16 protein-coding genes and 1 other annotated feature are annotated in these 14,864 nt (G+C 43.1%); of the genes, 12 read left to right on the top strand and 4 right to left on the bottom strand.

The genetic code is table 11. The features are described 5' to 3' along the window. The first annotated feature begins 16 nt into the window (after positions 1-16). The 7 genes from MHB66_RS12575 to MHB66_RS12545 all read left to right on the top strand — a co-directional run bounded on the left by MHB66_RS12575 (position 17) and on the right by MHB66_RS12545 (position 6,438). Positions 17-1,159, top strand: a complete 1,143-nt coding sequence (locus MHB66_RS12575) for a cysteine desulfurase family protein (RefSeq protein ID WP_046311904.1) — start codon at positions 17-19, stop codon at positions 1,157-1,159. 94 nt (positions 1,160-1,253) lie between these two features. Further along, positions 1,254-2,372 carry a tRNA 2-thiouridine(34) synthase MnmA gene (gene mnmA, locus MHB66_RS12570; RefSeq protein ID WP_024423123.1) on the top strand — a complete coding sequence of 373 codons (1,119 nt, stop codon included), beginning with the start codon at positions 1,254-1,256 and terminating at the stop codon, positions 2,370-2,372. A 59-nt stretch (positions 2,373-2,431) separates the two neighbouring features. Then, positions 2,432-3,085 (top strand): tetratricopeptide repeat protein, encoded by a 654-nt coding sequence (locus MHB66_RS12565; protein ID WP_034279920.1) that lies wholly within the window; start codon positions 2,432-2,434, stop codon positions 3,083-3,085. Positions 3,086-3,104: 19 nt separating this feature from the next. After that, complete coding sequence (locus MHB66_RS12560) at positions 3,105-5,489, top strand: ATP-dependent RecD-like DNA helicase (protein WP_041118108.1); 2,385 nt, start codon at positions 3,105-3,107, stop codon at positions 5,487-5,489. A 73-nt stretch (positions 5,490-5,562) separates the two neighbouring features. Further along, entirely contained in the window at positions 5,563-6,081 is a 519-nt protein-coding gene (locus tag MHB66_RS12555; RefSeq protein ID WP_051582016.1) for a PRC-barrel domain-containing protein, read from the top strand. 13 nt (positions 6,082-6,094) lie between these two features. Further along, positions 6,095-6,286, top strand: a complete 192-nt coding sequence (locus tag MHB66_RS12550) for a hypothetical protein (RefSeq protein WP_003216308.1) — start codon at positions 6,095-6,097, stop codon at positions 6,284-6,286. A 20-nt stretch (positions 6,287-6,306) separates the two neighbouring features. Further along, entirely contained in the window at positions 6,307-6,438 is a 132-nt protein-coding gene (locus tag MHB66_RS12545) for a YrzQ family protein (RefSeq protein ID WP_003216198.1), read from the top strand. A 103-nt stretch (positions 6,439-6,541) separates the two neighbouring features. Here the strand turns inward: MHB66_RS12545 and MHB66_RS12540 are convergent, their stop codons facing one another. The 4 genes from MHB66_RS12540 to MHB66_RS12525 form a co-directional block, all read right to left on the bottom strand. Beyond that, positions 6,542-7,192 (bottom strand): amino acid ABC transporter permease, encoded by a 651-nt coding sequence (locus tag MHB66_RS12540; RefSeq protein ID WP_024427867.1) that lies wholly within the window; start codon positions 7,190-7,192, stop codon positions 6,542-6,544. Positions 7,193-7,207: 15 nt separating this feature from the next. Beyond that, positions 7,208-7,861, bottom strand: a complete 654-nt coding sequence (locus tag MHB66_RS12535; protein WP_024427868.1) for an amino acid ABC transporter permease — start codon at positions 7,859-7,861, stop codon at positions 7,208-7,210. Positions 7,862-7,938: 77 nt separating this feature from the next. Next, positions 7,939-8,748, bottom strand: a complete 810-nt coding sequence (locus tag MHB66_RS12530) for a transporter substrate-binding domain-containing protein (protein ID WP_046311901.1) — start codon at positions 8,746-8,748, stop codon at positions 7,939-7,941. 14 nt (positions 8,749-8,762) lie between these two features. Then, positions 8,763-9,491: an amino acid ABC transporter ATP-binding protein gene (locus MHB66_RS12525; protein ID WP_024423116.1), complete on the bottom strand. Its 729-nt coding sequence runs from the start codon at positions 9,489-9,491 to the stop codon at positions 8,763-8,765. A gap of 230 nt (positions 9,492-9,721) precedes the next feature. Between MHB66_RS12525 and MHB66_RS12520 the strand changes: the two genes are divergently transcribed. The 5 genes from MHB66_RS12520 (at position 9,722) to MHB66_RS12500 (ending at position 14,828) form a co-directional block, all read left to right on the top strand. Beyond that, a complete protein-coding gene (locus MHB66_RS12520) occupies positions 9,722-10,786 on the top strand; it encodes an AI-2E family transporter (RefSeq protein ID WP_041118105.1) in 1,065 nt (354 codons plus the stop codon). Between the two features lie 44 nt (positions 10,787-10,830). After that, positions 10,831-11,038 (top strand) — a binding site (T-box leader). 80 nt (positions 11,039-11,118) lie between these two features. Further along, positions 11,119-13,755 carry an alanine--tRNA ligase gene (gene alaS, locus MHB66_RS12515; protein ID WP_041118103.1) on the top strand — a complete coding sequence of 879 codons (2,637 nt, stop codon included), beginning with the start codon at positions 11,119-11,121 and terminating at the stop codon, positions 13,753-13,755. A gap of 89 nt (positions 13,756-13,844) precedes the next feature. Continuing rightward, on the top strand, positions 13,845-14,111 hold the full coding sequence (locus MHB66_RS12510) for an IreB family regulatory phosphoprotein (RefSeq protein WP_008358522.1): 267 nt from the start codon (positions 13,845-13,847) through the stop codon (positions 14,109-14,111). Positions 14,112-14,114: 3 nt separating this feature from the next. Next, complete coding sequence (ruvX, locus tag MHB66_RS12505) at positions 14,115-14,531, top strand: Holliday junction resolvase RuvX (protein WP_024427871.1); 417 nt, start codon at positions 14,115-14,117, stop codon at positions 14,529-14,531. 15 nt (positions 14,532-14,546) lie between these two features. Next, positions 14,547-14,828, top strand: coding sequence for a DUF1292 domain-containing protein (locus MHB66_RS12500; RefSeq protein ID WP_024423112.1), 282 nt, complete (start codon positions 14,547-14,549; stop codon positions 14,826-14,828). Positions 14,829-14,864: the final 36 nt, after the last annotated feature.

Genomic DNA, 14,864 nt, shown 5'->3' with positions numbered 1-14,864 from the left:
CAGAGGTGTACCGGAAATGGAACGAATCTATTTAGATCATGCGGCCACAACGCCGATGGATCAGCGTATTGTGGACAAGATGATGCCGTACTTTACAGAGATATTTGGCAATCCCTCTAGTATTCATTCATATGGGCGCGAGGCAAGAAAGTGGCTCGATGAAGCAAGAGAAGTCATTGCAGGAGAATTACACTGTAAACCGCAGGAGATCATCCTCACAAGCGGTGGAACCGAGGCGGACAACCTGGCAATTACAGGTGTTGCCATGGCAAGACAGCATGAAGGAAAACATATCATCACAGTGAAAACAGAGCATCATGCGGTGCTGCATACATGTGAACGCCTAGAAAAACTAGGATTTGAAGTGACATATTTAGATGTGGACGAAACAGGATTGATTCATCTTGATCAATTAAAACAAGCATTGAGAGATGATACGATTCTTGTGACCGTCATGTACGGCAATAATGAAACAGGTGTGATTCAGCCAATCAAAGCCATTGGCGAACTTCTGCGTGATCACACTGCTCATTTTCATACAGACGCAGTGCAGGCGTTTGGCACAGTGCCCATTGATGCAGCAGATCTCCATATTGATCTTTTATCTGCTTCTGGCCATAAGCTGAATGGTCCGATGGGAACAGGTTTTTTATATGTAAACGAAGGCGTGAAACTTTCTCCGCAAATATTCGGAGGCGAACAAGAAAGAAAGCGCCGTGCCGGCACTGAAAATGTGGCAGGAATTGTTGGGCTTGCAGAAGCTGTTCAATTAACGAAGCAAAATAGAAGAGAAAAAGCGATGCATTATGGTAAGCTCAAAGAAACCATGCTGCAAGTATTCGAAGAGGAATCTCTCAATTTCTCTATCAATGGACATCCGAAAGAGACATTGCCGCACATTTTAAATGTTCATTTCCCGGGCGTCTCCATTGAATCGCTGCTTGTGAATTTAGATATGGAAGGAATTGCTGTTTCAAGCGGATCGGCATGTACGGCTGGATCTGTCCTTCCTTCGCACGTGTTAAGCGCCATGTATGGCGAAGAAGCAAAAGAGCTGACATCCTCAGTCAGAATAAGCTTCGGTCTTGGGAATGAAGAGGATCATGTGAAGCAGGCGGCACATAAGATAGCGGCTGTTGTCAAACGCCTAGCCAAATAAATGCTTCCTTTTGTTCGTGTGTGAAAAATGAAACAGCGAAGCACCTGAAGAACGAAACGCGCATGTTGTTTCATTGAAATTGGAGTTGATGAAGATGACAAAAAGACCAGAAGATACAAGAGTTGTGGTCGGTATGTCCGGAGGAGTCGATTCATCAGTTGCCGCTCTTATGTTAAAGGAGCAAGGCTATGATGTCATCGGCATATTTATGAAAAACTGGGATGACACCGATGAAAATGGTGTTTGCACAGCAACGGAAGACTATGAGGATGTCATCCGCGTATGTAACCAAATTGGAATCCCTTATTATGCAGTGAATTTCGAGAAGCAATATTGGGACAAAGTGTTTCAATATTTCCTTGATGAATATAAAGCGGGCAGAACGCCAAACCCAGATGTCATGTGTAACAAAGAAATTAAGTTCAAGGCATTCCTTGAGCATGCACTTTCACTTGGTGCGGATTATTTGGCAACAGGACACTATGCTCGTGTTGATCGAACTGGTGATGAAGTCAAAATGCTGCGAGGTCTTGATGCAAACAAAGACCAAACGTATTTCTTAAATCAGCTGACACAGGAACAACTTGATAAAGTCATGTTCCCAATCGGTGATTTAGAGAAAAAAAGGGTTCGTGAATTGGCAAAAGAAGCAGAGCTCGCAACAGCAGCGAAAAAAGATTCAACAGGTATCTGCTTTATTGGAGAAAGAAACTTTAAAACGTTCCTCAGTCAATATTTGCCTGCACAGCCTGGTGTGATGCAGACAATGGACGGAGAAGTAAAAGGGGAGCACGATGGACTGATGTATTACACGATCGGTCAGCGCCAAGGACTTGGCATTGGCGGCAGCGGTGATCCTTGGTTTGTCGTTGGAAAAGACTTGGAGAAAAACATCTTGTTTGTTGAACAAGGCTTCCACAATCCACTTTTATACTCTGAAAGCATTTCAGCTGTTAATATCAGCTGGACTCGTCCTCATATTGTCGGAGAAAACGGTGAATTAACTTGCACAGCAAAATTCAGATACCGTCAAGAAGATCACCATGTGAAGGTCAAAATGACAGGTGAGCAAGAAGCGATGGTGATCTTTGATGAACCTGTTCGTGCTGTTACCCCGGGACAAGCGGTTGTTTTTTATGATGGCGACGAATGTCTTGGCGGCGGTACAATTGACGATGTCTTCAAAGATGGTCAAAAGCTGTCGTATGTGTAGCATGTTTCAAAACCTCAACGTCGCTGTTGAGGTTTTTTAATGAAAGGATGAGAGAGCGAATGAATTATAACGAAATCGGCATAGAAGCCTTGAATCAAGGGAATATCGAAAAAGCAGCTGAAGCTTTTACAAAAGCGATCGAAGAAAGCCCGAAGGACCCGGTTCCATATATTAACTTTGCGAACTTACTTTCAAGTATCAATGAATTTGAACGCGCTTTAAACTTTTTTCAGAAAGCAATTGAACTTGATCATACCGCAGCTGCAGCCTATTATGGAGCAGGAAATGTGTATACGTTAAAAGAAGACTTTATGAAAGCGAAAGACTACTTTGAACAAGCACTAAAAGCGGGCATGGAAAATAGTGATTTGTTTTATATGCTTGGGCAGACGCTCATCAAATTAGAGCAGCCAAAGCTTGCGATGCCGTATCTTCAGCGTGCCGTTGAACTAAATGAAGAAGATAATGAAGCAAGATTCCAATTTGGTATGTGCTTAGCCAATGAACACATGCTGGAAGAAGCGGTGACAACTTTTAGTGAAGTCATCACGCGTGATCCGCAGCATGCAGATGCCTTTTATAATTTAGGTGTTGCGTATGCGTACTTAGAGAAAAAAGACGAAGCACTTGAGATGCTGGGTAAAGCCATTGACGTGCAGCCTGACCATATGCTGGCACTACATGCGCAAAAGCTGATTCAAGAGGCAGAATAGATGGAAGGAGGGAAGACCTGTGCAGGAACATCCAGATCAAATGAAGCTTGAGGACGAACCGTTTTTAAAGGGGACCATTCAAGCCGTTATTTTCCATAATGAAAGTAATTTATACTCGGTGTTAAAGGTAAAAGTCATTGAAACATCGGAAAACTTAGAGGAAAAAACAGCATCTGTCACAGGCTACTTCCCAGCACTTCATGAGGAGGAAACCTACACCTTTTATGGCAAAGTGACAAGCCATCCGAAATTTGGTGAACAGTTTCAGGCCACTCATTTTCAAAAGGAAGTACCAACAACGAAGCAAGGAATCATACATTATCTCTCAAGTGATTTATTTGAAGGGATAGGGAAAAAGACGGCTGAAGAAATCGTCGGGAAGCTTGGCAATCAGACGCTTCATAAGATTATGCGTGACCCAGCTGTTTTGTATGATGTACCGCGCTTATCAAAAAAGAAGGCGGATAAGCTGGCCGCAGCGCTTCAGGAGCATCAAGGGCTGGAACAAATCATGATCAGCCTGAATCAGTATGGCTTTGGTCCGCAGCTCAGCATGAAGATTTACCAAGTATACGAGAGTGAAACGCTGCAGAAAATCGAGGAAAATCCCTATCAGCTTGTCAAGGATGTCGAGGGAATCGGATTTATTAAGGCGGATGAGCTTGGTGCTAGAACAGGCATCTCAGGTAATGACCCAGAGCGGATTCGCGCCGCCTTGCTATATACAGTGGAGACAGCCAGTCTACAGGACGGTCATACGTACATACAAACGAAAGATTTGATCGTCGAAACCCGCAAACTGCTCAACCAAACAGGCAATGATTACAAAGTGACTGAAATGGATGTTGCCAATCAGATCATTGCACTTGGCGAAGGAAAAGAAATGATCATTGAAGACGACCGCTGCTATCATCCATCCTTATTTTATGCAGAACAAAGTGTCGCCAAACGCATTCAAAAAATCGTCTCCCAAACAGAATATGCAGATCAATTTCCTGAATCAGAATTCCTGCTAGCACTTGGCGAGCTGGAGGAGCGGTTAGGCGTCCAATATGCACCGACACAAAAGGAAGCGATTCAAAAGGCACTCATGTCCCCGATGCTGCTTTTAACAGGCGGGCCTGGAACAGGGAAGACGACGGTCATTAAAGGAATTGTCGAGCTTTACAGTGATCTTCACGGTGTTTCTCTTGATCCGAGTGATTATAAAAAAGATGAATCCTTCCCATTTGTGCTTGCGGCACCAACTGGACGGGCGGCTAAACGGATGACAGAATCAACAGGGCTTCCAGCTGTCACCATTCACCGGCTGCTAGGCTGGAACGGTTCGGAGGGCTTCTCGCATGATGAGGAACAGCCGATTGAAGGAAAGCTTGTCATCATTGATGAATCAAGTATGCTGGATATTTGGCTGGCGAATCATTTGTTTAAAGCGATTCCTGATCATATCCAAGTGATTATGGTAGGAGATGAACATCAGCTGCCATCTGTCGGACCAGGCCAAGTTTTACGGGATTTGCTTGCCTCAAAAGCCGTGCCGGCTGTTACCCTGACAGATATTTACCGGCAGGCAGACGGCTCAACCATTGTTGAACTGGCACATGATATGAAAAATGGTGTGCTGCCAAAGGATATTACTGCACGCTCAAAGGATCGGTCCTTCATTCGGTGTTCAGCTGATCAAATGAAAGAAGTCATTGAGAAAGTTGTCAGCAATGCTGCTCAAAAAGGATTTTCGGCAAAGGACATTCAAGTGCTCGCACCAATGTATAAAGGAAAAGCAGGCATCAATGAGCTCAACAAAATGCTGCAGCACATTTTGAATCCTAAAAAACCAAAAGGCAGAGAAATCCCGTTTGGTGATGTGGTGTACCGGACAGGTGATAAGGTGCTTCAGCTTGTGAATCAGCCGGAGAACAACATTTTTAACGGCGATATCGGCGAAATTGTCTCGATTTTTTATGCAAAAGAAAATACAGAAAAAGAAGACATGGCCGTGATCTCCTTTGATGGGAATGAAATCACCTTTACAAAAAAGGATTTTCATCAATTTACACATGCTTATTGCTGCTCCATTCACAAATCACAAGGAAGTGAATTCCCGATTGTTGTGCTGCCAGTCGTCAGGAGCTATTACCGAATGCTTCGGCGGAATCTGCTGTACACAGCCATTACACGCAGTAAAAAGTTTTTAATACTGTGCGGCGAGGAATCAGCGCTGGAATGGGGTGTGAAAAACAATGAGGATTCCCTTAGACAAACGTCCTTAACGATGCGGCTAGTGCAAACCGAACAAATCATGGATGCAGAACTTGAAGCGCTCCAAAAAGAGCTTCCGTTTAGCGTACATGACGCAAATATTGGCATGGAGGGAATCACTCCATTTGATTTTATGCATGAGTAGAAGGCTTCCATATGGAAGCCTTTTAGTATGAAAAGAACTTCTCCCATTCTGTTCATGGAAGCCATTTCTTCGTATGAGTCATGAAGCAAACGCACACGATAAGACTGTTCCGCAAAAGGTGGTTGAGCACATTTTGAGAACATGCCGAGAACTTGAAGGAATGACGATCTATACAGATGAGCTGTCCCAATCACTTGGTTCCATAAAAGATATTTGCTTTTTAGCCGGAGGCAGCTGCGGAGGATATGTGTTAGAGGGGAAAAAGAAAGACTGTGCACTCGTTCCATTCTCTGCTTTTGATCAGCTGACAGATAAAGGTTTGTATGTGAGCTGTCAGGAGGGAGTGGGCATGGATTCCTCTGCTCCATTCTTGTTATTTTCAAAATTAAAAAAGAAAATGATGCAGTCGCCTGATGGTGAAAATTTAGGCATTTTGGAAGATGTATACTTTTGCTCAAATTCGGGCACAATCGTAGCATATGAACTCTCGGACGGCTTCTTTACAGAGCTATCAGGGATTCGGAAACAGCTGCAGGCTGCCGGAACCTTGATGAACGTTCAAAAGGAAGCACTGGTTCTAAACCGAACGTAAAGAGGTGCTGATTATGCTCATTTGCCCAAATTGCAAATGTAAAGACATCGGAAAAATTGGGGTCAATCAATATTATTGCTGGGGCTGTTTTATTGAATTGACGCTGTCAAAAGGCAAAATATCTACACACCAAGTGGAGGAAGACGGGACACTAAGCAGCTTAGATGATCTGTTTAGTGACGATGAACGTTCAATTCAATTATAAGTGTTAAGGGGGAATTTCGAATGGGCAAAATGACTTCTTCACTATTAACGCTTGGTGCAGGTGCACTCGCATATCACTTTGCAAGCCGATATGATATGCCATCAAAGCGGGATATGAAAAAGCTAAGAAAACGTGTTATGAGAATGATGTAAACAAAAAGGGCTAAAATGATCTTCATTTTAGCCCTTTGTTTTTTTCAGCGTGATCGCAAACCGGTCTATACGCTGAGGCATCCGTCAAGAGCGGATGTTCATTTTATGCCTGCCTGTATTCTAATCGTCTTGCAAGAATAGATAAGCTGAAATTGACGACAAAATACATCATAGCTGCCAATAGGAATATCGGCAGTAAATAGGATTGGCTTTGACCGTTTAATATTTGTGCGTGATGTAATAATTCTGGAAGCGCAATGACAACAGCAAGCGACGTATCTTTCAAAAGAGATATGAACTGACTGACAATTGGCGGCACCATTCGGCGCAGAGCCTGCGGCATAATAATCATTTTCAATGTTTGAATATAGGTTAAACCAGAAGACCTGGCTGCTTCGATCTGGCCCTTATCAATTGATTTAAGGCCGCTCCGAATAATTTCTGACAGCATCGCAGATTCAAACACGGTTAAAGCTGCAATAGCAGAGGCTGTGATGCTCAGCTTGATGCCGATTTCAGGCAATGCAAAATATGTGAAAAAGATGATCAGTAAAAGCGGCAGGTTCCGAATGGTTTCTACAACAACCGCAAGCACTTTTGATAAAACCGGAATTTGAGCGAACCGCAATGTGCCAACGACTAATCCAATGATAAAGCTCAAAATGATGGAAATAAAAGCCACTTTTAAGGTGACAGCAAATCCTTCAAGTAAAAAGGCGAGATGATCAGGCTGGTAGGCACCTATAAAATCCATGATGTTTCCTCCTTTCTAGTGGCTTCTTGCTAATCTTCTTTCTAAATAACCAACACCTAGACTGAGCGGAATGGTTAATAGCAGATAGAACATGGCGACAAAGATGTAGACATCAAACGTCACAAATGTTCTAGACGCAATGAGGTCTCCCTGATACATAAGATCAAACCCTGCAATGACACCTAAAATAGAGGAGTTTTTGACAAGGTTAATAAATTGATTCCCAAGAGGGGGAATGACGATTTTAATCGCCTGCGGCAAAATGATATACCGCATCGTCCCGCCATATGACAGACCTGAAGCACGGGCTGCTTCCATTTGTCCAAGCGGCACAGCTTGTATCCCTGCACGAATGGCTTCAGCAATAAAGGCAGAGGTATAAATGGCAAGAGCGATCGTTCCAGCAGTAAAACCATCTGCTACTATACCCAGCACTGGTAAACCAAAGAAGAAAACAAAGGTGATCAATAATAACGGAATATTCCGAATAAATTCCACGTAAGCCGTCCCTAACCAGTTGAGCGGCCTGAGTGGCGCTATTCTCATAATGGCAATGAGTGTACCGATCAAAAAGCTTCCAATCAGAGCAATGACACTTGCACCAATGGTATATTTAAAGCCTTCTAAATAAAGATGAACATTTTCAGTGAGAATGGAAAACCGCAGCAATCAGTTCACTTCCTTCCTGATTAACAGGGGAGCCAAGGAGCGGCTCACCTGAGGCATTGATCTTGACGAATCAAATGCTATTCTTTGATCCATTTTTTAAGAATCTTGTCATACTCTCCATTGTCTTTTAACGTTTTTAAGGCTTTATTGATCGCATCTGTTAATTCTTGATCTCCTTTTTTCACAGCAATGCCATAAGGCTCATCTGTAAAGGTGCCGCCGACCACTTCATAATTTGAATCCTCATCTGCCATACCAAATAAGATCGCATTATCAGTTGTCAGCACTTGCCCTTGGTTTGATTTTAATGCTGTAAAAGCCTCCTGATAGTTCTCGAATTCTAATACGGATGCTTCAGGTGCTTTCTCGCGGATATTTTGAGAAGAAGTAGAGCCTTTTACGGCCAGTACCTTCGTTCCTTTTTTAAGATCATCAATGGATTGAATGTCGCTTCCTTTTTTCACAAGCAGTGATTGTCCTGCTTCAAAGTATACATCTGAGAAATTGACTTCTTTTTTACGTTCTTCTGTAATTGTCATGGTCGCAACAATCGCATGAATATCTCCTTTTTGAAGTAAAGGAATTCTCGTTTTAGATGTGACTTCTTTGAATTCTGCTTTTCCTTTATCGCCGAGTATTTCCTTTGTGATGGCTTTTGCAATGTCAATATCAAATCCTTCAATATCACCGCTGCTCGGATTTTTTAGACCGAATAAACGTGTGTCATTTTTTACACCGAAAATGATTTTTTTGTCTTTCTTAATGGTTTCTAAAGAACTTCCTTGTTTTGCCTCAGTTGACCCTTTTTCAGTCGATCCACAAGCAGCCAAAGCGGCAATGCAGCAAGTCATAAAGAGCATCAGGCCAAAGCGTTTCATTTTTTTCATCAAACCATTCCCCCCTAGTGATTTAATATACGGCTTAAAAATAATTGAGCACGTTTCTCTTGCGGTTTTTCATAAAATGCAGCCGGTGTTGATTCTTCAAGAATTCTGCCTTCATCAATAAAGACAATGCGGTCGGCCACTTCGCGGGCAAAGCCCATCTCATGTGTGACGACAACCATGGTCATGCCTTCACGGGCCAGCTGCTTCATCACATCTAATACCTCGCCGATCATCTCTGGATCAAGTGCAGATGTCGGTTCGTCGAAAAGCATCACCTCCGGCTTCATCGCAAGCCCTCTTGCAATGGCAACGCGCTGCTGCTGTCCGCCAGAGAGTCGTGAAGGGTAGGTGTCTGCCTTTTCAGGAATGCCGACTTTATTTAAATAAAATTCAGCTGTTTCCTTTGCTTCTTCCTTGCTCACTTTTTTGACCTTCATCGGCGCAAGCATAATGTTTTCAAGCACCGTCTTATGCGGATAGAGGTGAAAATGCTGAAAGACCATGCCGATATTTTGCCTGACAAGATTAATGTTGGTCTTCGGATGCTGAACAGACACTTGGTTGACGAGAACTTTTCCCGCATCAATGCTTTCAAGACGATTGATACACCTGAGCATCGTGCTTTTACCAGACCCTGAAGGACCGATGATCACAACAACCTCCCCTTTTTGAATATGTAGGTTAATGTCCTTAAGTACATGGAACTGGCCATAATGCTTGTTGACTTCTTCGAATGTGATCATGAAGAACCTCCTCTTGTGTTTCATTGGCTAAAGCTAAAGTGGATTCTAGCACAACTTGTGTAAAAAGAAGTAAATAATGGAATATTTTCTGACGAGATTTTACTGCAAACAGTGACTTTGGATGGAGCTGTATGTTTCATGTGTATTCATTTTTAACAAAGTTAGGACAAATTTTATTTACGTGGATAATTGCAGAAAATGGTTAAACAATAAGAAAAGAGGTGAAAAAGGTGAAGAAACGTCCGATCCAATTTCTGATATATGCTGCAGGGGTCCTGCTTGTCCTTGCATCCTTGCTCATTTTACTGCAGCTCGACGAGTTATGGATGCCTGTTTTTGTATTGCTGAAGGCGGTTCTCATTCCGCTTCTCATCGCCATTTTTATTTCTTACCTGCTTTATCCTATTGTCGAAAGACTGCATGCACGAGGGCTGCCGAGAACAATCAGTCTCTTACTCATCTATGTCCTGTTTTTTGGCGGGATTGGTTTTGCGGTTTATAAAGGAGCGCCTGTTATGATCGCACAGTTAAATGAGCTGTCAGAACAAATTCCTGTCATCGCGGAAACGTATAATGGCGCTTTATCACATATTCATCATCATACGAGCCACTGGCCTGACGGACTTCACGACCGCTTGGACCGCTTCATTGTTCAATCGGAGACATATGCAGCCAATAGCGCTGAGCGGATGATTCTTAGCTGTAAAGTTTTATTTGATTACGTTTTAGTTGCAGCACTCATCCCTTTTCTTGTTTTTTATATGGTAAAAGACATGAACACGATGAAGCGGGCGGCATGGTATTTAACGCCGCCATCATTTAGGAAGAGGGGGCATGCCTTTGTCAAAGCAGTGGATGAATCGCTTGGTGATTATATTCGAGGGCAGCTGCTTGTCTGTTCTTTAATCGGGGGTGCAGCAGCCATTGTGCTCTGGCTTTTCCATATCCCGTATCCGCTCGTTCTTGGCATGCTGATAGGAGCAACGAACGTGATTCCGTATTTTGGACCGATAATTGGCGCAGTTCCTGCCATCTTTATAGCGTTTACCATCTCAGTGAAATCGGTCATCATTGTATTGATCACAGTAGCGGTGCTGCAATTTTTAGAGAGCAATGTCCTCAGTCCGATCATTGTAGGGCGAAGTCTTCATATGCATCCTGTCGTCATTATGCTTGTCTTGCTTGCAGGAGGGGAGCTGTTTGGCTTAATTGGGATGATTTTAGCCGTACCAGCAGCTGCGATTATCAGGGTGATCATTGTGCAATATATCCTGATGAGACGAAGCGTTCATTGACAAGACGAGCCGAGTTGTCTATAATAATTTCGATTCATACATATTGAAATTCAATGACGGACCCGAGTACGTTAAAAAGCTGTTGCAGAGAGAGGCTTTATTTGCTGTGAAAAGCCTTATCAGACCTTTAACGGAAGCTAGTCCCGAGTGCAGATAAACACTGCCGCTCTCTTCCGGCGTTATCGGATGTGAAGGTGATAGACGAATTTGTCTATAATCAGGGTGGTACCGCGAGAACATCTCGTCCCTGTGTAAGTCGTTTTGTGCTTGCATAGGGCGGGGTGTTTTTTCGTTTGTGTGGAGATTGATGAATGAAAAGGGAGGATTTTTGAATGAAAACTTTAACTTCAGCTCAAGTACGTCAAATGTTTTTAGACTTTTTTAAAGAAAAAGGACATGCTGTAGAACCGAGTGCGTCACTTGTACCGCATGACGATCCGACACTTTTATGGATCAACAGTGGGGTGGCAACATTAAAAAAATATTTTGATGGCCGCGTCGTACCTGACAATCCGCGTATTTGCAACGCGCAAAAATCGATTCGTACGAATGATATTGAAAATGTAGGGAAGACAGCACGCCATCACACGTTCTTTGAAATGCTTGGCAACTTCTCTATTGGTGACTATTTTAAAGAAGAGGCCATTGAATGGGCGTGGGAATTCCTCACAAGTGAAGAGTGGATTGGTTTTGATCCGAATTTGTTATCTGTGACAGTCCACCCAGAGGACGAAGAAGCATATATTCTTTGGAGAGATAAAATTGGTGTGCCTGAAGAACGTATTATTCGCCTTGAAGGAAACTTCTGGGATATTGGCGAGGGCCCAAGCGGACCGAATACAGAAATTTTCTATGACCGCGGTGAATCATACGGTGACGACATGAACGATCCAGAATTATATCCAGGCGGGGAAAACGAGCGTTATCTAGAAGTATGGAATCTCGTGTTCTCTGAATTCAACCATAATCCAGATGGGTCATACACACCGCTTCCGAAGAAAAACATTGATACAGGGATGGGCCTTGAACGAATGGTATCTGTCATTCAAAATGTGCCAACGAACTTCGATACAGACCTTTTCATGCCGATTATTCGTGCAGTCGAAACCATTTCTGGAGAAAGCTATGGTTTGGCGAAGGAAAAAGATACAGCATTTAAAGTCATTGCTGACCATATCCGGACAGTTGCCTTTGCTGTAAGTGACGGTGCGCTTCCTTCCAATGAAGGCCGCGGATATGTATTAAGACGTTTGCTGCGCCGCGCTGTGCGTTATGCAAAAACGATTCATATCCACCGTCCGTTTATGTATGATCTAGTGCCAGTTGTTGCTGAGATCATGAAGGATTTCTACCCAGATGTACAAGCAAAAGAAGAATTTATTGCGAAAGTCATCAAAAACGAAGAAGAACGTTTCCACGAAACACTGAACGAAGGGTTAGCGATTTTGTCAGAAGTGATCAAAAAAGAAAGAGACAAAGGCAGTTCACAAATTTCAGGTGAAGATGTATTTAAGCTGTATGACACGTATGGATTCCCTGTCGAGCTGACAGAAGAATACGCAGAAGATGAAAACATGACAGTTGATCGAGAAGGCTTCCAAGCGGAAATGGAGAAGCAGCGTGAACGGGCAAGAAATGCGAGACAAGATGTCGGCAGTATGCAGGTTCAAGGCGGCGCTTTAGGCGATATTAAAGTGGAAAGTACCTTTGTTGGCTACGAAAATTTAACTGCGGAAACTCGCATTATCGAACTGCTTCAAAATGGTGAACTTGTCTCTGAAGCACATGAAGGAGACACGGTGCAAATCTTGTTAGATGAAACACCTTTCTATGCGGAAAGCGGCGGACAAGTAGCGGATAAAGGAACACTAAAAAGTGCAGAAGCCATCATTGAGATCAAAGACGTGAAAAAAGCACCAAACGGTCAGCATGTCCATGAAGGAGTCGTCGTAAGCGGTACGGCTCAAAAAGGTCTCGAGGTCACTGCTGAAGTGGAATCAGCTCTTCGAAAAGGCATTGTGAAAAACCATACAGCGACACACCTTCTGCATCAGGCGCTGAAAGATGTATTAGGCAGCCACGTGAACCAAGCAGGGTCATTGGTGAATGAAAACAGACTTCGCTTTGATTTCTCTCACTTTGGACAAGTGACGAAAGAAGAATTGTCTCAGATTGAAAAAATCGTGAACGAAAAGATTTGGGAAGGCATCTCAGTTGCTATTGATCTGAAACCAATTGCTGAAGCAAAAGAAATGGGTGCAATGGCGCTCTTTGGCGAGAAGTATGGCGATATTGTCCGTGTTGTCCAAGTGGGTGATTACAGCATCGAGCTATGCGGCGGCTGTCACGTGCAGAACACTGCGGAAATCGGTTTGTTTAAAATCGCGTCTGAGTCGGGTATTGGTGCTGGAACACGCCGTATTGAAGCTGTGACTGGTAAAGGCGCTTATGAAGAATTAAATGACCAGCTGGCGATTTTAGAACAGGCAGCAAGTGAGCTGAAGTCAAATACGAAGGATGTACCAAAACGGATTGCTTCATTACAGGCAGATTTAAAAGAGGCTCAAAGAGAAAACGAATCTCTCCTTGCGAAATTAAGCCAAGCAGAAGCAGGCTCTATTTTAGAGAAAGTGACAGAAGTTGGCGGAGTGAAAGTATTAACTGAAAAAGTAAATGCTAAAGACATGAACCATTTAAGAACAATGGTTGATGACTTAAAAGCTAAATTAGGATCAGCTGTCATCGTCCTGGGAGCCGTTCAAAACGGAAAAGTAAACATTTCAGCAGGAGTGACAAAAGACGTGATCGAAAAAGGTCTTCATGCAGGAAAGCTTGTGAAGCAGGCAGCTGAAATCTGCGGCGGAGGCGGAGGCGGACGTCCAGACATGGCACAAGCAGGCGGAAAACAACCAGAAAAGCTTGAAGAAGCACTGGCAACTGTCGAAGAATCTGTCAAATCCGTTTTATAATCAGGCGATGTAGTGTAGAATAATGGTATTAGATGAGCGGTTAGAAAAAAGCTTGCTAGTAGAATGTTGGAAGAGAGGTGCAAGAAGCAGTGAGTTCATTTGATAAGACAATGAAGTTTAACTTCTCTGATGATTCAGCTGAAACCAATGTGAATGAAGTGCTCATTACAGTTCATGACGCACTCCAAGAAAAAGGATACAACCCGATCAATCAAATTGTCGGATACTTGCTGTCAGGCGACCCTGCTTATATTCCAAGACATCAGGATGCACGCAACCTAATTCGTAAACTAGAACGAGACGAATTAATTGAGGAATTGGTTAAATCGTACTTAGAGACACATAAAGAGGCGTAAAACATGAGAATTCTGGGCTTAGATTTAGGCACGAAAACCCTTGGTGTTGCGATCAGTGATGAAATGGGCTGGACAGCGCAAGGGATTGAAACCATTAAAATTGATGAAGCAGGCGGAGACTTTGGTCTCAGCCGCCTGTCTGAGATCGTTGCAGAATTTGGAGCGGATAAAATTGTACTTGGCTTTCCAAAAAATATGAACGGCACGGTCGGTCCTAGAGGCGAAGCCAGCCAATCATTTGCGAAAGTGCTAGAAAACACGTACAATGTTCCTGTTGTGCTTTGGGACGAGCGTCTGTCAACAATGGCAGCGGAAAAAATGCTCATCTCTGCAGATGTGAGCAGACAAAAGCGTAAAAAAGTCATTGATAAAATGGCGGCTGTTATGATCCTGCAAGGATATTTAGACAGCTTAAATTAAAATGAGGTGAATCAAATGGAACACGGAGAAAAGCAAATTACAATCGTTGATGATAATGGAAATGAACAGCTTTGCGAAGTACTATTTACTTTTGAAAGCGACCATTTTAACAAATCTTATGTCCTTTACTACCCAATTTCTGAGCAAGACAATGAGGAAATTGAAATTCATGCATCAAGCTTTACACCGAACGAAGACGGTGAAGATGGCGAGCTAGAGCCGATTGAAACGGATGAAGAATGGGACATGATTGAAGAAACGTTAAATACGTTCTTAGATCAAGAAGACGAAGAATAGAACAAATAAAAGGCCTGTGAACAGATCTTCTTGATC

This window comes from Bacillus sp. FSL L8-0167, assembly GCF_038630295.1.
GTDB lineage: Bacteria > Bacillota > Bacilli > Bacillales > Bacillaceae > Bacillus > Bacillus safensis.
The sequence above is the reverse complement of the archived record's forward strand: the minus strand, read 5'-3'. Positions and strand labels throughout refer to the sequence as shown.